Origin of the sequence: Devosia sp. MC1541, from assembly GCF_012847305.1 — a bacterium.
Classification (GTDB): Bacteria; Pseudomonadota; Alphaproteobacteria; order Rhizobiales; family Devosiaceae; genus Devosia.
The window spans coordinates 24,952-46,828 of the sequence record NZ_JABBDZ010000014.1 but is presented as its reverse complement, the minus strand read 5'-3'; the positions used below and the strand labels follow the sequence as shown (position 1 = coordinate 46,828).

General features: G+C 58.9%; 23 protein-coding genes and 1 pseudogene. 9 read left to right on the top strand and 15 right to left on the bottom strand.

Annotated elements, in window-relative coordinates; genetic code table 11:
- Positions 1-10 precede the first annotated feature (10 nt).
- Entirely contained in the window at positions 11-604 is a 594-nt protein-coding gene (locus tag HKD40_RS13790; RefSeq protein WP_169196362.1) for a 5'-methylthioadenosine/S-adenosylhomocysteine nucleosidase, read from the top strand.
- On the opposite strand, the gene HKD40_RS13785 is transcribed toward HKD40_RS13790, so the two are convergent.
- On the bottom strand, positions 601-945 hold the full coding sequence (locus HKD40_RS13785) for a hypothetical protein (RefSeq protein WP_199368465.1): 345 nt from the start codon (positions 943-945) through the stop codon (positions 601-603). The two genes, HKD40_RS13790 and HKD40_RS13785, sit on opposite strands and share 4 nt — an antisense overlap.
- A gap of 107 nt (positions 946-1,052) precedes the next feature.
- Between HKD40_RS13785 and HKD40_RS13780 the strand changes: the two genes are divergently transcribed.
- Positions 1,053-1,403: a hypothetical protein gene (locus HKD40_RS13780; protein WP_169196360.1), complete on the top strand. Its 351-nt coding sequence runs from the start codon at positions 1,053-1,055 to the stop codon at positions 1,401-1,403.
- A gap of 93 nt (positions 1,404-1,496) precedes the next feature.
- Positions 1,497-1,961: pseudogene (locus tag HKD40_RS13775) on the top strand (cell wall hydrolase); the annotation flags it as partial.
- Positions 1,962-1,966: 5 nt separating this feature from the next.
- Here the strand turns inward: HKD40_RS13775 and HKD40_RS13770 are convergent.
- The 3 genes from HKD40_RS13770 to HKD40_RS13760 all read right to left on the bottom strand — a co-directional run bounded on the left by HKD40_RS13770 (position 1,967) and on the right by HKD40_RS13760 (position 4,743).
- Positions 1,967-2,245, bottom strand: coding sequence for an EscU/YscU/HrcU family type III secretion system export apparatus switch protein (locus HKD40_RS13770; RefSeq protein ID WP_169196358.1), 279 nt, complete (start codon positions 2,243-2,245; stop codon positions 1,967-1,969).
- The gene (locus HKD40_RS13765) at positions 2,242-3,927 is read right to left on the bottom strand and encodes a flagellar hook-length control protein FliK (protein WP_169196357.1); all 1,686 of its coding nucleotides are present in this window, start codon (positions 3,925-3,927) and stop codon (positions 2,242-2,244) included. The genes HKD40_RS13770 and HKD40_RS13765 overlap by 4 nt, the downstream gene beginning before the upstream one ends.
- Positions 3,928-4,002: 75 nt before the next feature.
- The gene (locus HKD40_RS13760; RefSeq protein WP_169196356.1) at positions 4,003-4,743 is read right to left on the bottom strand and encodes a glycosyltransferase family 2 protein; all 741 of its coding nucleotides are present in this window, start codon (positions 4,741-4,743) and stop codon (positions 4,003-4,005) included.
- A gap of 178 nt (positions 4,744-4,921) precedes the next feature.
- On the opposite strand from HKD40_RS13760, the gene HKD40_RS13755 reads away from it, so the two are divergent.
- Entirely contained in the window at positions 4,922-5,740 is an 819-nt protein-coding gene (locus HKD40_RS13755) for a potassium channel family protein (protein ID WP_169196355.1), read from the top strand.
- A 1-nt stretch (position 5,741) separates the two neighbouring features.
- Here the strand turns inward: HKD40_RS13755 and HKD40_RS13750 are convergent, their stop codons facing one another.
- From HKD40_RS13750 to HKD40_RS13735, 4 genes are read right to left on the bottom strand one after another with little or no spacing between them, the layout of a single operon-like run.
- Positions 5,742-8,444, bottom strand: a complete 2,703-nt coding sequence (locus HKD40_RS13750) for a sensor histidine kinase (protein WP_169196354.1) — start codon at positions 8,442-8,444, stop codon at positions 5,742-5,744.
- A gap of 4 nt (positions 8,445-8,448) precedes the next feature.
- Complete coding sequence (locus HKD40_RS13745) at positions 8,449-8,679, bottom strand: hypothetical protein (RefSeq protein WP_169196353.1); 231 nt, start codon at positions 8,677-8,679, stop codon at positions 8,449-8,451.
- Positions 8,672-9,046, bottom strand: coding sequence for a response regulator (locus HKD40_RS13740; RefSeq protein WP_169196352.1), 375 nt, complete (start codon positions 9,044-9,046; stop codon positions 8,672-8,674). Before HKD40_RS13740 ends, HKD40_RS13745 begins: the two co-directional genes overlap by 8 nt.
- 53 nt (positions 9,047-9,099) lie before the next feature.
- Positions 9,100-10,728: a short-chain fatty acyl-CoA regulator family protein gene (locus HKD40_RS13735; protein ID WP_282567898.1), complete on the bottom strand. Its 1,629-nt coding sequence runs from the start codon at positions 10,726-10,728 to the stop codon at positions 9,100-9,102.
- A 191-nt stretch (positions 10,729-10,919) separates the two neighbouring features.
- Between HKD40_RS13735 and HKD40_RS13730 the strand changes: the two genes are divergently transcribed.
- From HKD40_RS13730 to HKD40_RS13710, 5 genes are all read left to right on the top strand, one after another.
- The gene (locus HKD40_RS13730; protein ID WP_169196350.1) at positions 10,920-12,278 is read left to right on the top strand and encodes a substrate-binding protein; all 1,359 of its coding nucleotides are present in this window, start codon (positions 10,920-10,922) and stop codon (positions 12,276-12,278) included.
- Between the two features lie 120 nt (positions 12,279-12,398).
- Positions 12,399-13,430: a branched-chain amino acid ABC transporter permease gene (locus HKD40_RS13725; RefSeq protein ID WP_169196349.1), complete on the top strand. Its 1,032-nt coding sequence runs from the start codon at positions 12,399-12,401 to the stop codon at positions 13,428-13,430.
- 1 nt (position 13,431) lies between these two features.
- Positions 13,432-14,568: a branched-chain amino acid ABC transporter permease gene (locus tag HKD40_RS13720; protein WP_169196348.1), complete on the top strand. Its 1,137-nt coding sequence runs from the start codon at positions 13,432-13,434 to the stop codon at positions 14,566-14,568.
- 11 nt (positions 14,569-14,579) lie between these two features.
- Complete coding sequence (locus HKD40_RS13715) at positions 14,580-15,344, top strand: ABC transporter ATP-binding protein (RefSeq protein WP_169196347.1); 765 nt, start codon at positions 14,580-14,582, stop codon at positions 15,342-15,344.
- Positions 15,345-15,394: 50 nt separating this feature from the next.
- Complete coding sequence (locus HKD40_RS13710; RefSeq protein WP_248306078.1) at positions 15,395-16,111, top strand: ABC transporter ATP-binding protein; 717 nt, start codon at positions 15,395-15,397, stop codon at positions 16,109-16,111.
- 38 nt (positions 16,112-16,149) lie between these two features.
- Here the strand turns inward: HKD40_RS13710 and pxpA are convergent, their stop codons facing one another.
- The 7 genes from pxpA to HKD40_RS13675 form a co-directional block, all read right to left on the bottom strand.
- Positions 16,150-16,974 (bottom strand): 5-oxoprolinase subunit PxpA, encoded by an 825-nt coding sequence (gene pxpA, locus HKD40_RS13705; protein ID WP_169196345.1) that lies wholly within the window; start codon positions 16,972-16,974, stop codon positions 16,150-16,152.
- Complete coding sequence (locus HKD40_RS13700) at positions 16,971-17,873, bottom strand: biotin-dependent carboxyltransferase family protein (RefSeq protein WP_169196344.1); 903 nt, start codon at positions 17,871-17,873, stop codon at positions 16,971-16,973. Before HKD40_RS13700 ends, pxpA begins: the two co-directional genes overlap by 4 nt.
- Positions 17,870-18,538: an allophanate hydrolase subunit 1 gene (locus HKD40_RS13695; RefSeq protein WP_169196343.1), complete on the bottom strand. Its 669-nt coding sequence runs from the start codon at positions 18,536-18,538 to the stop codon at positions 17,870-17,872. Before HKD40_RS13695 ends, HKD40_RS13700 begins: the two co-directional genes overlap by 4 nt.
- A 104-nt stretch (positions 18,539-18,642) precedes the next feature.
- On the bottom strand, positions 18,643-18,819 hold the full coding sequence (locus HKD40_RS13690; protein ID WP_169196342.1) for a hypothetical protein: 177 nt from the start codon (positions 18,817-18,819) through the stop codon (positions 18,643-18,645).
- A 119-nt stretch (positions 18,820-18,938) separates the two neighbouring features.
- On the bottom strand, positions 18,939-19,175 hold the full coding sequence (locus HKD40_RS13685) for a hypothetical protein (protein WP_169196341.1): 237 nt from the start codon (positions 19,173-19,175) through the stop codon (positions 18,939-18,941).
- 117 nt (positions 19,176-19,292) lie between these two features.
- Positions 19,293-20,687, bottom strand: a complete 1,395-nt coding sequence (locus HKD40_RS13680) for an L-serine ammonia-lyase (RefSeq protein WP_169196340.1) — start codon at positions 20,685-20,687, stop codon at positions 19,293-19,295.
- A gap of 141 nt (positions 20,688-20,828) precedes the next feature.
- Positions 20,829-21,830, bottom strand: coding sequence for a Tim44 domain-containing protein (locus tag HKD40_RS13675; protein ID WP_169196339.1), 1,002 nt, complete (start codon positions 21,828-21,830; stop codon positions 20,829-20,831).
- Positions 21,831-21,877 lie beyond the last annotated feature (47 nt).

The window sequence follows — 21,877 nt, the reverse complement described above, 5'->3', positions numbered from 1 at the left end:
AGGCAAGGGCATGACTATTCTCTATCTCATGGCCGCGCCTGCAGAATATGGCCCACACCTGCAAAAGCGTATTTCACCTGTCATGATCGGCATTGGTCCGGTCGAGGCGGCCGTGGGCACCATGCGTGCTCTCGCCGAACGCGCGACCAATCTTCCGACGCTGGTCGTTTCTTTGGGCTGTGCCGGGTCGCAGCGCCTTAATCAATGTGAAGTGTATCAAGCGACCTCGGTCGCTTATCGCGATATGGACGCCACAGCGCTAGGCTTTGAAAAGGGCCTAACACCCCTCGCCGATATCCCGATCACCATGCCCTTGGCACCACACGTGCCGGGCCTGAAGCCCGCCACGCTTTCGACAGGGGCAAATGTTGTGTCGGGTGCCGCTTATGACCGCGTAGCTGAAGATATGGTCGATATGGAGACCTTCGCCGTCCTGCGAGCTTGCCAGAGTTTTAGCGTGCCGCTGATCGCCTTGCGCGGCATCTCAGATGGCAAGTCAGACGTCACCGAACTCGCTCACTGGACGCAATATCTCCATATCGTAGACGAGAAACTGGCCGAGGCCGTCGATATCATCGAGGCCTATTGGGCCAACCGCGCCTAGACCTCTGGATCTTGGTCTTTCTCGCGCTCCGCCTTTTTATCGCGGCGCGAGCGGCTCCAGTTGTTGTACCAGCGATTACCGCGCAAAACCGTGTAGTTCACCGGCTTCTGCAGGAAGATCAGATCAAGCGCCAGCAGCAGCAACCCGAGCGGCAACATCCACACGCCGAGCACCGGCAGGAAACTAAAAATCCCGCCGAAGACGAGGAGAATGCCCAAGGGGACGCGGATAATCCGCGCCTCAGGGCGACGCACGCGCGCCAACCATCGCGCCGCGAACGGCGGTATGCTCCGCTCCAGCCTATCAAACAGACGGTTCAGTCGCTGCGCACTCTTGTTCATTTGAGCACCTCTCATCTTCTTCTAAATGGCGCTGCACTGTGTTCGTTCAAGGGCAAGTCGGAACCTGCAGCCATTCTATCTCGTTGATTGGCAAAACGAGGATGACCATGACCATTGACGACATCTTACTCCGCCTCGGCGTTCGCCCAAAGAAGCGTGGACTTGAAGCCCAGCTCGAAAACCTGCGCCGCGACATCCGCAAACTGAGCCATAGTGCGACAAATCACGCCGGGCATTTGGCCGGTTCGGTTTCTCACAGGGCATCCCATGTCAGCGATGAATGGGGCGACAGCCTTGCCGATCTCACCAGAGAAGCCGCACGCTATGGCACCCAAATCGCTGAGACCGCAGGAGAACAATCGCGTCGCGCCGTACGCGCCGTCAAAAACGATCCGCTACCGGTTATCGCTGTCATCGGCACGATCGTATTGCTGAGCACCCTGCTTCGCAGCAAGTAATTGGATTTTAACCACATCTCTGAGGCTTTTCTTAAGCGTAACCGGGCAATTTCTGCCCAAGAGCTGCTTATGCACTAGTCTCGGAGATGGTCCATGCCCCGCCTGTCCAGCGCCCTATTGCGCCTCACCGCTGTCGCTATCACAGCGTCGACCCTTGGCGGGTGTTCTTTCCTCGGCATGAATTTCGCTTGGAACCAGATGAGCGAAAAAGAATGCATGATGCGCGCGATGTATTTCGAATCCAATCGCTCCAGCGCCGAGGGCATGCTTGCGGTCGGTACTGTTGTGGCCAATCGCGTAAACGATCCGCGCTATCCTAAATCCGTATGCGGCGTTGTCGGGCAGAAGAACCAGTTCGCTCAGGGCGTACTCACCAAGCCGATGACGGACAGCGGCGCTGTGCTCGCCTCACAGGTTGCAGACTCGGTGATGCGCGGCGATCGTCACCCCGGCGTGCAAAATGCCCAGCACTTCCACACCGCAGGGCTCAGCTTCCCGTACAACAACATGCACTACGTGCTCGAAGCGGGCGGCAACGCCTTCTATGAGAAGCGCTCGACCCGCTAAAACCCTTTGCTCTGGCGCAGCACGTAGCCAATGACCACGGCCATGGCCTCATAAAGCTCAACGGGAATTTCCTCGTCGAGGTCGACCCCGCTCAGCGCCTCTGCCAGTATCGGGTTGGTTTCCACGAGCACGCCGTGCTCTTCGGCCAGCTCGATAATCTTCTCAGCGACAAAGCCACGGCCCTTAGCAACAACGCGCGGGGCCTCGAGTGCCCCCTCCTCATATTGCAGAGCGACCGCGATCCGCGGCTTGGTGGGCATTGCGTCATCGCTCATGTCGTCGCATCCACATAGCTATGGCCGGCAGCGCGTTCCGGGCTGGCTGGAGCCCCGACACGCACAATCACCGCGCCCGGTTGTAGTCCGACGCTCTCAAGCCCCGTTTGCAGCTGTTCAATGTGCTCTTTAAGCGCCTGCCCCGTCGCTTCTTGATCGGCCCAGATCAATACGTTGGTCCGCTTGCCACGCAGAGACAACTGCGCGCCGACTTCGCCCTGCTCGGCCAAATGGATTGCGAAACGAACCTGCCATCCGCGGTCGGCGGTTGGTGTCTCCTCTTCGGGCGCTTCCCCCTGAATTTGAAGGCTCAGCACCGTGTGGTGCCCGGCGTATTGCACCGGGATATCAAGGCTCCACGATTGATCCTGCCGCCCCACAGTTTGGCTTTGGTCCGGCATGGAAGCCCCTTGATGCAAGCGCAAGCGCGCCAGACTGGCCTCAGTCCGATCGAAAAGGATCTTGCCGATCTCGGTCGGATCGCGCGGTAGGCCATTGGCATCCTCACGATGCTGCCGCACCCGTGGATTGAGCCCCTTGAGCGGCGGAGGCAATTGCGACAATTGCTGCACCATCTCCGCATTACTCCCGAGCCATGCGCCGAGGGCGCGCTGCAGGCCCAGAAGTGATCCTTTGAGGTCGCCATTTGCGCTTTGCGCCTGACCAGCCCCTAGGAGTGTCTCATGGAAAATGCCCGATTGTTTGACGGCATTTTTGAGCACGAGCGGATCGATTGCGCCACCATCCAGATTCATCTGCTGGCCGAACACGCCCTGCGCCGCTTTCAGCACATCAGGCGGCAGAGGCACGCGGCCAGCGACCGCCGAAATGACCGAATTCAACGCCGCAACACTGTTCTGCTTTGGCAACGCTTGCGACACCATTTGCGCCACTGCCGCTTGCGCATTGGCAGTGGCCTGTGCGCTCGCGCTCAGCGGCGTCGCTGCGGAGGCCGCAGGATTGGCCGGCACCCCATCAGCACGCGCTGGCGAGCCTAGATTCGCCTGCCCAAACGGCTGCCCCGACGACGACATCCCATAAGGCGGGCGGTCACCCAGTTGTGCCGCCCCACCAGCATCAACCGCTGCGATAACGGGCATCGGCGCAGGCTGGTAGGCCACCGTCCCCTTCACAAAGGGCGGAACGGCAGTGGCAATAGGCAGCTGTGGCGGCGCATCAGAGCGCGCTCCTGCCTGGGGATTGGAATATTGCTGGTGCGTCGGTGCGTAAGTCTGTGCTGGCGGCGTCGGCGGCGGCAGCGGAGCACCCGGGGGCAAGGCCTGCGGCGTCACCGGAGCGCCACCATTGCTCGGCCCTGGCGGCGGCAAGGTCACATGCTGCGCCAAGGGCGAAAGCTGCACCTGCGTCGCGGGCGGATTAACCGGCAAAATGGGGGAGCCTGCTGGCGAACTGGTCGGCGGCGCCAGCGTATTTGTCACGGCCGGGGTGACCGAGAGCAGCGAAACCCGAACCTGCCCTTCAACTTGCTGAACCGCTAAAGTGAGCGTCGTACCAACCGGCTGGGCCGCGGGCAGTTGCAGTGTCATGGTCTGCCGCCCGACCTGAACTTCCGTCGAGCCATTGGGCAGCTGGCCAACCACGCGCGCTTCCACAGTCTGCCCCTGTTGACGGGCCAGAGCCTGAACGGCTGCTACACTTGGAAGATCAGTAGTGACACTCATAGATGGACTGCCTCCAACCGCGCCTGCGGTTGCATCAGTCTAACCTATCATTATCAGATTGAGAGTCCGCGAATTTTAATCGCGGATATCTTTATATTCCTTAGTGACAGGCTTGCCGCGGAACGTCACCCAAAAGAAATTTAGCGTGTAAGTTCCAGCAGTTGCGAAGACGCCTTCCTTCTCCAGACGACGACCCGAGGTCTTCATCCGCAGCTTATAGGTCCACTTAACATTGCCAACACGCGACAGGCGCACCGCCACGTCGGTGTCTTCACCGAAGAATTCGATTTCGCGATTATAACCGCCGACATCGGCCCAAGCCTGACGCTTGAACACGAAATTGCCGCCCTGCACCACAGAACCGACGCGCAGGATGTAGCGGTTGAGGATATAAATCAGCTTGGTCAGCAGATAAAAACCGCCAATCATCGCACGGTTGTGCCACGCCATATCGTAATAGATATAGGGGCCGGAAACGCACACCAGCTTTGGATCTGCCGCGTATTCGCGCATCACCACATCCAGCCAGCCTTCGGGCACGATGGTATCGCTGTCGATATTGGCGACGAGATCATAGCCCTCGCTCGCGGCAAAGCCCGCGTCGCGCGCATTGACCAGCCCCTTCTTGGGCTCATCAACCACGGTGACACCATCGAAACTGCGCGCAATCTCGCCGGTCCGGTCGGTCGAAGCGTTATTGACCACAATCACGTCGGCAGGAATGCCAGCGCGCTTAATTTCAGCCAGCACAGATTGGAGGCACTGACCAATCAGCACTTCTTCATTGTAGGCCGGAATAACAAAAGCAAGCTTCATAAGGCACCCTTGCCGCAGACAGTGCGGCGTTTATTAGGTTAACGCACATACAGTGATGCGCCCGTATCGGCAACACCGAGCATGTCATCAAATGGCGCTTTTGGAACCGATATTGCGTTGAGGCTTTTGCAAGTGGTGGCGTGATACGCCGAGAATGCAACAAAACCCGCCGGGGACCATGGCACATAGCGACGACACTTCACCGCGGGAAAAGCGTGTCCCGGCCCACCCATTTACCCGGTTCCGATCTCTCCTGCGCATCCTCTACCACGGCCAGTCGCCTCTGGCCGTGCGGTTTCAGGCAACGATTCTGGTCGTCGACCTTGCCATCATCGGCTTCTTTATCGCCACTCCATTCCTGCGCGAATCCAGCACCTATATCTGGCTCGACTATTCCATCGCGGCGCTTTTGGGTCTCGATCTCGTCGCGCGAGGCCTCGCGTCAACGCATCCATTGCGTTGGGCGCGGCAGCTGCCGGTTGTGATCGACATCTTTATTCTGATCACCCTTTTGGCGCCAACCTGGCTCTTCAACTTCGGCTTCTTGCGCATACTGCGCCTATGGACCCTCTCGAAGTCCAACTTCTTCTGGCGTGATTTGGAAAAGCACGGGCTTTCGGACTATCGCGAGACCATTCAGGCGATCATCAACCTTCTGGTCTTCATCTTCGTGGTCACGGGGTTCGTCTATACCGCCTTCGCCAAGCGCGATTCCGACATCAATGGCTATATCGACGCGCTCTACTTCACCGTCACCACCATGACGACGACAGGATTTGGCGACATTACCTTGCCCGGCCCCTTCGGAAAGCTGGTGTCGATCGTCATTATGATCATCGGCATTTCGCTGTTCGTGCGCCTCGCGCAGCTGGTGTTCCGCCCGCACAAGGTCGCCTTCCCCTGCCCGCAATGCGGCTTGCGTCGGCACGAGCCCGACGCCATCCACTGCAAGGCCTGCGGCCACATCCTCGCCATTCCCGACGACGGCCACGACTGAGCTATTTGATCACCGGCAGGCGAATGCGGAAACTTGCGCCGGGTAACACGCCCGGCACAAGCTCCAATGTGCCGTTCATCCGCGTCACGATCTGGCGGCTAATGGCAAGCCCCAGACCCGCGCCACCTTGATCCCCGCTTCCCTCCACACCGCGCCAGAATTTCTGGAACACGAGCTTGCGGTTATGCTTGGAGATCCCCGGGCCGTTGTCAGAGATTTCGACCACATATTTGCCCGCGCGCACCGAAGAGGAAATCCGCACCAGCGGCTCCTCCGCATCGTTGTATTTCACGGCGTTGGAAATGAGATTGATGAACACCTGACACAGACGGTCAGCGTCCCCCTCGATCATGGTCACATGTGCGCGCTCACCCAGTTCGAGCCGCATCCCCCGCTGCCGCAACAGCGCATCGCAAACAGTGATGGCACGATCGAGCGCAATTTCCGCATCAACGGGCTGGTTTTGCCAACTCCGCTCCCCACGCTCCAGCGCACTCAAATCCAAGATTTCATCCAGCAATCGCGTTAAGCGCAGGCTCTCTTGATGGATGGTGGTGGTGAACTTGCGCCTTTGCCCATCGTCCAAATCGCCCGCTTCCAGCAGGATTTCAGAGAACGAACGGATGGAGGTCATCGGCGTGCGCACCTCATGGCTCACCTGGCTTAGGAACTCGTCCTTCTGACTATCCAGCTCGCGCAACTGCGCATTGGCATCCTCCAGCTTGCGCGCCGTCACCCGCAACTCCGCCGAGGTTTTCTCCAATTGCTGCGAATATTCAATGACTTGCTGCGTTTCATCAGCCATCTGCATCATCTCTTCGAGCGACACGTCACCACCGGCCACAACCTTAGACAGCATAACGTGGGCCGACGATGCGCCAATCGAACCCGCCAGTTCGCGCTCAAGTCGCCCGATAAACTCCGGCGTTGGCTCAAGCAGCGCTGGCTCCACCCCACTCTCGCGCGCCGCGCTTTCAAAAAGTGCCGCAGCCCGCCGATCCCCCAGCACCCGCTCTGCCACAAAGTAGAGATCATTTGCGGTCGCCGACCCGCGCATAAAATTATGCTGCAGGAGATTGCCGCGCTTGAACACATCGACAAACGCCGTCGCCTGAATGCGCTCCAAGGTTGAAGGGGTCGTGATCAGAGACCCAATGATCAGCACAGCGATGTTGACCGACAGGCTCCAGAAGGTGGCATGAGCAAGGGAGTCCCAGCCTTCAAGCCCAAACATGGCTTCCGGTCGCAACCAGCTTATGCCCCAAGGCCCAGCCTGCAACAGCGCCGAAACCGAAGGCGAGACGCTCTCAAAAGAGGGCAGGAAGCAGCACCATGCCCAAACAATAAAGCCAGTGAGAATGGCCGTCGTCACCGCCTTAAGCGATGCGTCCTTCCAAAAGATCGCCGCCAGAAGCGACGGGAAAAACTGCGCAATTGCGGCGAATGAAATCAGCCCAATCGGCGCCAGCGCATCGCTGTCCCGCGTGAAGAAATAATAGAAGAAACCGAGCGACAGGATCAGAACGATTGACAATCGACGCGCTGGCAGCAGCACATGGCTCACCCCTTGCCCGTCTGAGTTTTGCCCCGCCGCAGTGAAGCGGAGCACCAGCGGCATAATGATATGGTTCGAGACCATGATCGAGAGCGCGATCGACTCCAGAATGATCATCGACGTCGCCGACGAGAACCCGCCGATAAAGGCAAACAGCGCCAAACCTGTCTGCCCCGATTGCAGCGGAATAGTCAGCGCGAACATATCCGGATTTGCGCCCGGCTCCGACACCGTCAGCCCATAGATTGCGATTGGCAGAATAAAGACGCTCATCAGCATCATATAGGCCGGGAACACCCAGCCAGCGACGCGCAGATGATCCTCATTGGAGTTCTCAACCACCGTTACCTGAAACTGTCGCGGCAGGCAGACAATCGCTGCCACCGACAAGATCATGGTCGTGATCCAACGACTATCAAAGCTGTGCCGCGTATCGAGCACGATGCCACTCTCAGCAGCGCGGGTGAAAATACCCTCAAAGCCGCCCCCGATGTAGACCACAAAGAGCCCCACCGCGACCAAGGCGACGAGTTTGACAACCGCTTCAAAGGCAATAGCGGCAACAACCCCGTGGTGCTGCTCCTTGGCGTCGACATGCCGTGTGCCAAAGAGAATTGTGAACAGCGCCATCCCGGCGGCAATGCCGAAGGCGAGGCCTATGTCGTCAATCCCCTTCAAACTGCCTTGACCGAATTCAGACGCGCCAGCAACGGCCTGAATAGACGATGTCACCGCCTTCAATTGCAGCGCGATGTAAGGCGCAATCCCCACCACGGCGATGCAAGTGACCAAAACGCCCAAGCGGCTCGACTTGCCGAAGCGCGACGACAAAAGGTCGGCGACCGAGGTGATGCGATGGATATGACCAATCCGCACCAATCGCCTCAAAAGGAAATACCAGCCGACGAACACCAGCGTTGGCCCGAGGTAAATCGTCAGGAATTCCAATCCACTACGGGCCGCGTTTCCCACCGCACCATAAAAGGTCCAACTGGTGCAATAGACCGAAATGGAGAGCGTGTAGACCAGCGAGGAGTTAAGCCAGGATTTTTGCCCCTGCCGCGCGCGCCGATCCCCGACATAGGCCAAAAGGAAAAGCAGGCCGACATACGCTATAGCTGTCGCGATGACGAAATCAGCTGACAGCATTGCCCTACCCGCCTTCGCCCTTGCGCCCGCGCTTGCGGCCCACAGCTGCGTTCAAAACAGCCGTCGCAGCTATCATCAGCGCCCATACCGCAAAGAGATAGGCGACAATGTTGGGAATGCCGAAGATATGGGCTGGATGATTGAACAGATGCACAAACGGTGGCAGCACCAGCAGCGCTGAGCCAATCGTCAGCACAAAAAGACCCGCAACCAGTTTGCGGCGTCCCTCAACCATCTTCGCCCAACAATTGCCGAACCACGCCCACCACCTCAGCATTGGCATAGGGCTTGGTTACAAAGGCATCTGCGCCCAGATCTTCGGCAATGCGTCGATCCTGCTGCTGGCCTTTTGCAGTCAAAATGAGCACGGGCAGGTCCCGCGTACTCGCTTCGCTGCGCAGCTGTTTGAGCACATCAAAGCCACTGCGCTTCGGCAGCATAACGTCGAGCACCAAAACGCGAGGGCGATTGAATCGCACTCTTTCCAAGACGGCGTCGCCATCGGTCACTGATTCAATATTCCACCCCGCACGGCGCAGAATAAAGTCGAGCGAATCCAATATGCTTGGCTCATCTTCGGCAATCAAAACATCGATAGCCAATTTCCCCCCTTGCCCGCAGTCTCCCCTCCGCAGGCAGGACTAGTTACGCATAATCAAGGCGCGGAGCCAAGGGTAAATCCATCAGGCACCAGCGCGGTCCGCATGGCTGGCACACTCCCAGAGGGGCCCATCGCTTCCTCTTGGCGGCTGGTGCAATCGGCCCGCGTACACAATCGGCAGCTTGGCCCAACTGGCACGTCGGCCGCGCTATCGGCCAAATTCATACCCCTGCCATAAACGGTGCGATCCACATGCAGCACGTCACACGCCAGCATCACCGAGGCCATGACCGGCACTTCATGAAACGCCGCAGACCGCCGCTGCACAGTGCGCGCCAGAAACAAATATCGCCCTCCGTCCGAGAACTGCACCAACTGCCGCACCGGCACGTCGGGCGTACGGAAAGCCCCATAGATCGCCCAAAGCGGACACGCATGTCCCGAATATGGCAGCAGCAAGCCCGGCAATGGAAAGTGCTTGGTGAGCCGCCCTGCAGGATCGGACCGCAAAAAGCCGAAGGGTATGCCTTCCTCACCGCGCCGTCTCAACGTCACGAGGCGATGCGCCACCTGCTCATAGCTGGCGTTAAAATGCTGGCGCAGCGCGTCAATATCATAGGCCGCCGCTTCCGCCGCCGCCAGAAACTGAGAATAGGGAAACACGATCGCCCCGGCGAGATAGGACCCAAGCGCCCGACGCGCGAGACGCAACGCCTCTTCTGTCGTTAGCTTGAAACTGGCCATCTCGCGATCGATCACATCCGCGGCTGTCATTTCCCCAAAGAGCCGCGCCAGCTGAAACTGCCGCGTCGCAAGCGTGCTCGCCCCTTGCAGCCAGAGAATGTTGCTCGGCGGATCAAACCGATACTGCCCGGGGAAATCCGTCCCGCGCCCCGGCGCTTTCCCGCCCACGACAACGCGCACCCCGAATTTATCTTCCAGCAGCCGCGTCAGCGTGGTCATGCCAAAGCCCCCGCCCGCCTCGATCTGCAAGCGCAAACCCATCGCCGCGTCTTCCAGCGACTGGAAATAATTCTCTCGCTCGATAAGAAGATCGTCGATCTCGCGCGCCGGCGAAACACTGCGCCGCGCATCGCTGGCGTTTTCAAAGTGACCGATGAGATTGCGCGCCAGATCGCTTAAACTGCGGGTTTCACGCCCAATTGCATCAACAAACCGCCTGCGCTCCGCTTCTCCCAAATCTGGCACATCTTCGAGAATTTCCGCCCCAGAGCGCACAGCGGTAATGCTCGACAACACTTGGTGCAGCAATTGCGCCAGCAAGGGGTCGGATCGCAAACGGTCCGCATAGCTGTCAGCGTGCTCAAGGGCCTGCGCATAGGCTCGATGAACCCGTGCGATTGCCATAGCGCTGGCCGGATATTGCGCGACAAGATTGCGTTGCTCATCCGGCTGGAACGGCAGTGAATCAAGCAGCGGATCGGCGTAAATTTCTTCGAGGTCTGAGAGCAGTTTGCTTTCCGCCTCGCCGGTCAGATCATCAATATTGATGTTCAGCTCATGGGCAATGCGCTGCAGGAGCGCCCCCGCAACGTCGCGCTTATTGTTCTCGATCAAATTCAGATAGCTGGGTGAGATCCCAATTTTACGCGCCAGATCCGCCTGAGAAATCTTCAAAGATTTCCGCGCATTACTGACCCTAAACCCAATCGGCGCACGCATTTTCCGCCCCCACCACAACAGCGATCAGTAAATGAATTTACAAATACCAGACACCACAAGGTCAAGTCTTTACAAAATATTCGAGCTTTTACAATGACCTATTGTCGAGATTTTCTAATCGCGTGAATACTGCGGTGTGCGGTGAGCCATTGGCGAAGTATCAATTGCCCCGCGCGCAAAGGAGGAGATCAATGACACTACTCACGCGTGGATTGAACCGACGCAGGGTTTTGCAGACTGGCATGGCGGGCATCATCGGTACCGGTGTTGCTCCTATGGTGTTCACCCAGGGGGCTTGGGCTCAAGAGTTCTGCAACAACCCGACTGGTGACACTGTTACCATCGGCCTCAACCTGCCCCTGACCGGCGCTTACGCCGAAGAAGGTGCTGACGAACAGAAAGCTTATGAGCTGGCAATTGCGCACCTGAACGGTGAAGGCGATGGCGGTCTGCTCAATGTGCTCACCCCGACTGCCCTCAAGGGCAACGGCATCCTCGGCAAGAAGGTCGGCTATGTGTCGTCCGACAGCCAGACCAAATCCGACGTGGCGCGTGCTGGTGCCACCCGCATGATCGAACGCGACGGCGCAATCATGATCACCGGCGGTTCGTCCTCTGGTGAAGCGATTGCGGTGCAGAGCCTGTGTCAGGAACTCGGCATCATCTTCATGGCCGGTCTAACGCACTCCAACGACACCACCGGCAAGGACAAGCGTCGTTATGGCTTCCGCCATTTCTTCAACGCTTACCAGTCCGGTATCGCTCTTGGTCCAGTTCTTGGCGAGCAGTATGGCAAGGCCCGTCGCGCCTACCACCTCACCGCCGACTACACTTGGGGCTGGACCCAGGAAGAATCGATCAAGGCTGCTACCGAAGCACTCGGTTGGGAAACCGTTGCCGCCGTTCGCACCCCGCTCGGCTCGTCCGACTACTCTCAGTACCTCACCCCAATTCTGAACTCGGGCGCGGACGTACTGATCCTCAACCACTACGGCCTCGACATGGTGAACTCGCTGCCACAGGCAGTTCAGTTCGGCTTGCGTGACCGTCAGGCAAACGGTCACCAGTTCGAAATCGTCACTCCGCTCATCTCCGAGTTGATGGCGAAGGGCGCTGGCGAAGCTGTTCGTGGCGTCTTCGGCACCTCGAACTGGCACTGGAACCTGCAAGACCCAGGCTCTATCGCCTTCACCAAGTCGTTCGGCGCTGCATACGGCTCGCCGCCGTCACAGGCCGCGCATACGGCCTATGTGCAGATGCTGCTTTACGCAGATGCCGTTGAACGTGCTGGCACCTTCTATCCGCCAGAAGTCATCAAGGCCCTCGAAGGCCATGAGTTCGACGGCATGGGTAACGGCAAGACGCTCTACCGCGCTGAAGACCACCAGTGCATGAAGTCCGTTCTTGTGGTGCAGGGTAACGCCGCTCCGACCAGCGAATTCGACGTTCTCAACGTCGTTCAGGAAGTCGATCGCGAAACCTCGACCTACGACGCCTCGATCTTTGGCGGCGAACTCGGCCCGGCAGAACCCGCGCCTATGTGCGCGTAAGAGGCCTCTGGCCTCTTCTGACACACCGGTCAGCACTGTGATCAGCCCTCTCCCTTCGCGGGGAGAGGGCAAGCTCTCAATGACCACACGGCGCATCGGTCAAAGCGTAGGACGCTCCTCATGTTCGAAGTTATCTTTCTGCAATTTCTCAATGGGCTTGATAAGGGCGCGGCATACGCGCTGATCGCCCTTGGGCTCACCCTGGTGTTCGGCACCCTCGGCGTGGTCAATTTCGCCCACGGCGCCCTGTTCATGCTCGGCGCATTCATCGCCGTCACCGTGCGCATGTTCCTCACCCTGGAAACAGTCACGCTTGATCCAGAAAAACTCTCCCCCTGGGGTGCGCCGCTGGAAATCCGTGAGCCGCTGGTACAGGCCTGGCTTGGCGATTTCGGTGCCGTGCTGGTGAACTATTCCGTGCCAGTTTCCATCATCGTTGCCATCCCGATCATGCTGGTCATTGGCATCGCGCTCGAACGCGGCATCATCAAGCATTTTTACAAGCGTCCTCATGCCGAACAGATCCTTGTCACCTTCGGCCTCGCCATTGTGGCGCAGGAAGTGATCAAGTCGATCTTCGGCCCCAATCCAATGCCACAGCCCATGCCTATCGAGCTGCGTGGTGCCGCCGATATCGGCGCTTGGCTTGGCATGCAGGCCAATATCATCACCTACCCCATCTGGCGTTTGGTCTACTTCCTCTTCGCCGCAGTGATCATCGGTGGCGTGTTCGCCTTCCTCCAGTTCACCACCTTCGGCATGGTCGTTCGTGCTGGCATGGCTGATCGCGAAACCGTTGGCCTTCTGGGCATCAACATCGACCGTCGCTTCACCATCATGTTCGGGCTCGCCGCCGTCGTCGCGGGCCTGGCAGGTGTCATGTATACGCCGCTGCTGCCGCCCAACTATCACATCGGCATGGACTTCCTCGTCCTCTCCTTCGTGGTCGTGGTTGTGGGTGGCATGGGGTCTCTGCCTGGCGCGGTTGCCGCTGGCTTTATGCTCGGCATCCTCCAGTCCTTCGCTTCCATGAACCAGGTGAAGGCCGTCTTCCCCGGCATCGACCAGATCATCATCTATCTGATTGCCGTTGTTATTCTACTCGTGCGTCCACGTGGTCTGATGGGCCGCCGCGGCGTCATGGAGAGCTAAGATGAACCTATCCATGTCCCGTCAGGACCTCACCCTCTTCCTCGGTTTTACCGCCGTCGTCCTGCTCATGCCGATCTGGCTGGCGCCCTTCGGCGCGTCCTACCCGGATTTGATGCAGCGCTTCATGATCTTCGGCATCATGGCCGTTGGTTTCAACATCCTCTTCGGCCTCACCGGCTACCTCAGCTTTGGCCACGCCGCCTTCTTTGGCGTGGGCTCCTACACTGCCGTCTGGTCTTTCAAATTGCTCACGCTCGACGTGATCCCGGCGATTATCTTTGCCATCATCGTCTCGGGCCTGTTTGCTCTGGTCATCGGCTTCCTCTGCCTCCGTCGTTCGGGGATCTATTTCTCGATCCTGACCCTCGCTTTTGCGCAGATGAGCTACAACCTCGCCTATTCGGTACTGACCCCGATAACCAATGGTGAAACCGGGCTGCAACTCACCCTTGGCGACACCCGTGTCGTCGACGCAATGGTTGGCCATACCTATGTCGGCCAGCCGGTTCCGACCTTCCTCGGTTCGCAAATGGGCGGCCTCGGCGGCTTTTACTTCTGCGCCGTCTTCCTGATCGTCGCTTTCTTCATCGCCCAGCGCATTGCTGGCTCGCCATTTGGCATGATGCTGAAATCGATCAAGTCCAACCAGACGCGCATGCAGTTCACCGGCTTTAACACCCGCCCCTATGCGCTATCGGCTTTCGTCATCTCGGGCATGTATGCCGGTCTCGCCGGTGCACTCCTCGCCGTAACCGACCCACTGGCAGGCGCTGAACGCATGCAGTGGACCGCATCGGGCGAAATCGTGCTCATGACCATCCTTGGTGGTGTTGGCACGCTCGTTGGCCCAGTCATCGGCGCTTGGGTGATCAAGTATTTTGAAAACATCTTGTCGGCACTCAACGACAACGTTCTCAAAGCCTTCTGGAGCTTCTTGCCCGATGGTGTGGCCGATGTGGTCGTCACCATCACCAGCAAGTTCGTTGGCGACGGTTGGCACCTCACCTTGGGCCTTGTCTTCGTGATCATCGTGATCTTCCTGCCTGGTGGCATCATGGAAGGCGCTCGCCGCGTCAACAATGCCATCACGAAACGCCGTGGCGGTCAGCGCCGCGCCGCACCACAAGCTGCTGAATAGGAGAACGTATAATGAGCACTCCAAACATCGTTCTCCACGTTGCCGACGTCCACAAGCGCTTCGGTGGCCTGCACGCTCTGGCCGACATCGACCTTGCGGTTGAGGAAGGCAAGACCCACGCGATTATCGGCCCCAATGGCGCCGGTAAATCCACCCTGCTCAACGTCATCATCGGCAAGCTCGCCCCCACATCCGGGCAAGTGGTCTTCGATGGTGCCAATCTCACCGGCAGAAAACCCTATGAGATCAATCAGCTGGGCATCGCCCGCGTGTTTCAGACGCCCGAAATCTTCGCCGATTTGAGTGTTCTGCATAACGTCATGATCCCGGCCTTCGCCAAGCGCGATGGCCAGTTCACCCTCAACATGCTGCGTTCACTCGATAGCGAAACCATCATTCGCCAAGAGGCCGAGCACATGCTGGAGGATGTGGGCATGCTCAATCGCCAGCATATGCAGGCGGGCAGTCTCAGCCGTGGCGACAAGCGTCGTATGGAATTGGCCATGTGCCTTATCCAGCACCCACGCCTGCTGCTGCTCGATGAGCCAACCGCTGGCATGAGCCGCCACGATACCAACACCACGATCGAGCTCCTCAAGAAGATCAAAAGCCGTGGCATGACCAAGGTGATCATCGAGCACGACATGCATGTGGTGTTCTCGCTAGCCGACAAGATCTCCGTGCTCGCGCAGGGGCGTATCATCGCTGATGGCACCCCTGACGAAGTGCGCGGCAATCCCAAGGTGCAAGAAGCCTATCTCGGAGGAACCCACTGATGAGCGCGGTTGCAATGCAAATGGACACAACAACCTCACACGCCGCGGCCATGGAAACGTCCCGCCCGTTTTTCTCCGTGCGCGACATCCACGCCTACTACGGTGAAAGCTACATCGTTCAGGGCGTTAGCCTCGACATCCGCAAGGGCGAAATCCTCGCCCTGCTCGGACGCAACGGCGCTGGCAAATCTTCAACACTGCGCACCATCGCCCGCACCGCCAATCCGCACATGCGACAAGGGGAAATCTGGCTCGACGGTGAACCCGTCCATGCCATGAAAAACTTTGAGGCGGCGCGCGCGGGCATTCAGCTGGTGCAGGAAGATCGCCGCATCATCCAGGGACTCACCGTCGAAGAAAACATCAAGCTGGCTAAGGTCGCGCCCGGCAACGGCTGGAGCCTTGAACAGATCTATGAGAGTTTTCCGCGCCTTGCTGAGCGTCGCATGCAGGAAGGCGTCACGCTTTCCGGTGGCGAACAGCAGATGCTGGCCATTGCCCGCGCTCTGGCCCGCAATCTCAAGCTGCTGCTCCTTGACGAGCCCTACGAAGGCTTGGCCCCGGTGATCGTCCACGAAATCGAGCGCATTCTGCATTCGATCAAGCCTTTGGGCATCACCACCATCATCGTTGAACAAAACGCCGTTGCAGCGCTCAAGCTGGCCGACCGCGCCGTCATTCTCGACACGGGTGAAGTGGCGTTCGCCGGCACCGCCAAGGAAGTCCTCGATAACACCGAACTCCGCCACGAATATCTGGCGATCTGATCTTTCTCTCTCGGCCTTCGCGTCGAGAGAGAAGCGAGCTACCCTGGGTCTTTCGGGTTCAAAGGCATAATGCCGATATCACCCTCTCCCAACCCGTGGTCCCAGGGTAATTCCACTTCCGGCTGTGATGCCGCAATCGTAATCCCCTCACCCTCCAGCGCGTCACGAACCTCCCGTGCCAGATCAACGGCTCCGGGGGTGTCTCCGTGTAGACAAATCGAACGCGCTTTCGACTTCAGAACGCTGCCATCAATGGCGACAATCTCTCCCGCTTGCGCCAGCCGCAAACAACGGGCGATGACGGCATCAACATCATGAATAACCGCACCGTCTTGGCTGCGCGGCACCAATAGTCCCTCAGCTGTGTAAGCCCGGTCGGCATAGGCTTCTCGAATGAGCGGCAGACCCACGGCCATGGCCGCCCGCACCTGTTCGCTATTGTCGAGCGCCAACACCGCCATTTTCTTATCCATGGCCTGAATGCTGGCGAACACGCCGATAGCAAAGGTCAGCTCTTCCGCCGTTTGGTTCGCCAAAGCGCCGTGCAGTTTGACATAGGACAGTGGATAGTCGACCTCATCGGCAATATGCCGAACCAGAAACATCTGCTCGCGAATTTGCGAGAGCAATTGGTCCAGCGGCATAACCAAGCGAAAACGACCGAACCGCACCGGATCGGCGTAACCGGGATGAGCGCCCGCACGCACGCCGCGAAGCTTACAAATCTTGAGCACACGCCGGATGGTGCCCGCATCTCCCGCATGACCACCACAGGCAATGGACGCGCTCGACACAATTTCGAGCAGATCATCGTCTGTGCCCATGCCCTCACCGAGGTCGGCATTGAGGTCAATACTGGTCATTTTTGTCGGCTCCGCCACAAGGCCTGCGCATGCTCAACTGTTACGGACGTGAACGCAAGCTCGGTTCCGGGTCGCATTTGTGCCAAACGATCAAGATCGGCGCGAATGACTGTCGCGATACGAGGGTAGCCGCCCGTCGGCTGATGATCCCGCATCAACACAATCGGCGTGCCATCGCCAAGGATCTGCACATCACCGGGCAGAACCGGCTCAGACACCAGCGACAGCGAACTTTTCCCCTCAAAAACATTGCCCGCGTCTTTGAGACGAAACCCCATCCTATCCATCGCCGCAGTGACAAAAAACGATGAATTTACAAAGCGCTGCCGCACGTCCTTCGTAAATTGCTCAGCGTGAATACCCCAGATGAACCGAACCGGCGACAGATCTTGGTCGACTGCATCGACCGTCTGCCGCTCCAGCCCGGCGCCAACAATGGTCAGCTCATCCTCTTGTCTCAAAGCCCGCCCGTCGAGCCCACCGATACGCGCCCGCATACTGGTCGCGCGACTGCCCATAAGAGCCGGTACATCAATCTCGCCAGAAAAGCGCAGATAGCCAAAATTGCCCCAAGCCCCCGCCGCGATCTCCAAAACGCTCCCGGGCTGTAAATCCGCACCGGAAGACCACGGCACAGCCACACCATCGACGGCTGCGCGGAAATCGCCCCCACTCCAGCCGATGCGCACCGTGCCCTCGACACTTTTCAGCGCTATACCCCCGGTGGTGAATTCGATCCCCGTCGTCCCAGATGTGCCCGCCAAAATCCCGGCCCGTGCAAAGGCTCCGGCATCCATCGGCCCTGAAGCGCTGACGCCGTGGCGCAGGCCATTGTAGCGACCAGCGTCCTGAATGGTCGTCAGCGGCCCGCAGCGCAGCAACTTTATCCGCGCGCTCATAGGGCCGAAAACACCAGGTTATCGCCCGCGCTCAACACAGTGGGCGGATTGGCAAAAGCGTTGAAATTACAAAACTCTGTGCGCCCGATCACATGCCAACCCGTCGGTACTTCGGTAGCCGTAATGGCCGTCTGCCCCGCAGCAAACAAAACACTGCCCACCGGAACCCGTGCCCGCACGCTGGAGCGGCGCGGCACTGTCATTTCTTGGCTATGAAAGCCGCAATAGACGAACCCCGGCGCGAAGCCAGTCGTCAGAACACGCAGAGGTTGCGCGTTATGCTGGGCTATAAATTCGCTCGGTGTCAGCCCCGATTGCGCGGCGACCTCCAAGAGATCGGGGCCATCCTCCCCGCCAAAACGCACAGCAATATCGTGGATCTTTGCGGCGCTCGGTGCAGCCTCACTGCTCAGCCGAAGCCCGATCTCGCCAGAAAGGCGCACCAAATCAATGACGTCGCTGTCATATCGGACCAGTACCGATACGAGACTGGGGGCGATTTCGAGCACACCGGTAATCGGGCTTCTTTCAAGTGCATCGGCCAAAGCCAGAGCTGCGCGGTTCGCCTGATCGTCTAGCCGATCCGCAAAGCGAACCAGCGCGGCGGCGTCGCCGAGAGGCACAATACAAGCCCGCTGCACATCTGCGGCAGAAGTGCCAATCATGGACCGCTCCATGTTGTCAAAAGAGAACGCGAGAGTGCATGTCCCGCGCCCTCCAATTTTGTCAGTCTAAATTGAAAATTCTGTATGAGACGCTGGTTTCACTGTCAGTTTGGGTCGCGCCCCTCCTGTTCAATCACCGCCTCGAACAAAAGCTTGGTTTGTTCCGTCCCAATCGTCTCAACCGCTACTTCCACAATAGCTGCGAAAAGCTCAGCGATTTCTTGGGGATCGGTGATTTCGGCATCGTCGTCTTCGGCATCGGCGTTGATCAAAGAATACATGGAACGCGCCTCCTGTCGGTGAGCCTACCGTTCCAGTGTGGTTGATTCCGCCGCGCCGTGAAACTGCACTTTCGCCTCGCCTTGGGCAGAGAGAGTCTTGCCCAACTTAGCCAGCCGTCTTATTCTTCGCCCGCTTCCAGATTTTCGATATAGGCTTCAACTTCGTCGAACGTCGCCGAAAATGGCTTCGGCACGTCGCCAAAGATGATCTTGTAGCTTTCGTCTTCGCGGATCTGGTGGCCGCCGTGACCGCCCAAAATCTTCATCTTTTCAGCCGTCATAATGGTCAAACCATAGCGGGCAGCAATGCGCTTCATGCGGCGCATACGCGAAGCGTCAAATTCCTTGCGGCTCATCAAGACCACTCCAAAGTCAATTCCGCCCCTTTTGCCTACAGTCAGCGCATCTGTCCAGCCTTGTGCCCTAAAGGGGCGATCAAGCCCCCTGCCGTGCTGACGCATATGCGCCCCAGCTCAGCAGACAGTCACATTCGCCGCCAGCCCCGCAAGGCTCGTTTCCTTGTAGCGTTCGCTCATATCCAAGCCCGTCTGCCGCATGGTTTCAACGCAAGCATCGAGGGACACAACGTGCTCGCCGTCCCCCCGCAACGCCAGCGACGCGGCCGTAATCGCCTTCACCGCGCCAAACGCATTGCGCTCAATGCACGGAATCTGCACCAGACCTTTGACCGGGTCGCAGGTCATGCCGAGGTGGTGTTCGAGCGCGATCTCGGCCGCATTCTCAACCTGCCGGGGCGTGCCGCCCATTACGGCGCATATCGCCGCCGCCGCCATAGCAGAGGCCGAACCCACCTCACCTTGGCACCCGACCTCCGCGCCTGAAATCGAAGCATTGTGCTTGATCAGCCCGCCAACAGCGGCAGCGGTAAGAAGGAAGTCATGGATTTGGCTCCGCCCCATGCCGGGCAGGAACTGCTCGGTATACTTCAACACGGCCGGAACCACGCCCGCCGCGCCATTGGTCGGGGCAGTCACCACCCGCCCTCCAGCCGCATTCTCTTCATTCACCGCCATGGCATAGAGGCAAAGCCAATCATTGGCGGCCGTTGGTGAGGGCATGTTTTGGCGCTGCGACGCCTGCAATTGCTCATGGAGCTTTTTCGCCCGCCGATGGACTTTAAGTCCGCCGGGTAAGGTCCCATCCTGCTCCATCCCGCGCAGAATACAGCCGTTCATCGCCGCCCAAATCGCGTCGAGCCCTCGGTCCAATTCCAACCGGCTCATCTGCCGCTCTTCATTCGCCCGCTTCATCTGCGCGATGGATAGGCCCGATTGCTCCGCCATAGACAGCATGGTCTGCGCATTTTCGAACGGAAACGGCACATCAACCAGCCGGGGGTCGGCGCTTGGCCCAGCAGCCAGCTCATCGGCGCTCAGCACAAAGCCGCCCCCGACAGAGAAATAGCGTTGCCGATAGACCACCTGCCCGCCCTGATCGCGCGCCACAAACTCCATGCCATTGGGATGCCCGGGCAAGGGCGTTTTCATATCAAAAATCAGATCGACCGCCGGCCTAAAGCGATACGCCGGATGCCCCTCGGGCCGCACTTCGCCAGTCGCCTCGACCTCGGCAATCATGGCGTCCATCTGGTCCGGGTCGACACTCGCTGGCAACTGACCACAAAGGCCCAGAATAACCGCGCGCCCGGTGCCGTGCCCGACGCCCGTAAATGCGAGAGAGCCATGCATCGTCGCCACTATCGAAGCGGGACGCGCACCCACCGCTCGCGGACGATCGAGACGCTTGAGTTCTGCAAGGAACCGTCCAGCCGCCGACATAGGTCCCATCGTATGGGAGCTTGAGGGGCCAACACCAATTTTGAAAACGTCAAAAACCGACAGAAACATGCGCAAATCTAAGCATGTTCTGCGCCGAATTCAAAACGCAGCAGAACTGCTTCTCACGCCCCGATATTCGGGCCGGACGGCCAATAAAAAAGCGGCGCGATTGTGTCGCGCCGCTCCAAATCGATCATCAGTGAAAAGCGATTACGCTTCCTGAATAGCCGACAACTGCCAGGTGCCACCGACTGGACGAACGAAGGTCCAGAGTTCGGTGCTTTCGCTTGGCTCGTTCTCGTCGCCCTCAACAACGCGACCGCTCGAACGTTCACGCACGAAGTCGATAGCCGAATAGCGCATCGCAACGGTTGCGTATTCAGTCTGGCCTTCGCGCCAGCTTTCGGCCATGTCACCCTGCAGCAGGGTCACATCGGTCACTTCGTTCTTCACGCCGTTGGTGGCGTTGGTCGCGAGTTCTTCCGAAAGATAACCCATGATTTCTGGCGTGGTGAGCGCGCGCAGAGCAGCATAGTTTTCGTTCGAGAACGCCGCCTGAACGCGGGTCAGCATGCTTTCGAAGATTTCGAGGTCTTCCATGCCAATGCCGAGCTCGTTCGGATCAGCCGGGGCCTTTGCCGAACCACCGCGACCGAAGTTGCCCAAAAGGCCTTCGAGACGGTTTTCGCCCTGACGTGCAGTGGTGTGCTGCTGCGCTTCTGGCTGTGGAACCTCATACTGTGGTGCTGCATAGCCGTTTGCCGCGGCAGCCTGTGGCTGACGACGACGACCGAAAATACGCATAGCCAGCCAGATCACGCCACCGATAACGGCGATCTGCACGATCATGGCCATGATGCCACCCATCCCGCCGAGACCGCCGCCCATGAGCAAGCCGATCAGACCGCCGAGCATGAGACCGCGCATAAGCGAGCCACCGAAACCGCTCATAAAGCCGCCCGGACGCGCTGCGCTCTGGGCCGCGCCAGCGGCAGGGTTATTCGCCTGCTGGTTCGGGGTCATCGAGCGCTGAACGGGAGCCGCAGCATTTGGCGCGGTCTGCGTTACAGCAGGCTGTTGGAAGGTGCGGCCACCACGGCTACCAAAACTGCCACCCTTACGGGCCTCAGCTTCGCCAACGGCTACCATGGAGAACGCCATAACCAATACGGCGAAGACACTAGCGAACCGGAAGCTCCGGGAAGCGAACATAGGTTTGATCCAGATTAAATATAGTTGAGTGGGAATATAGGGAACCA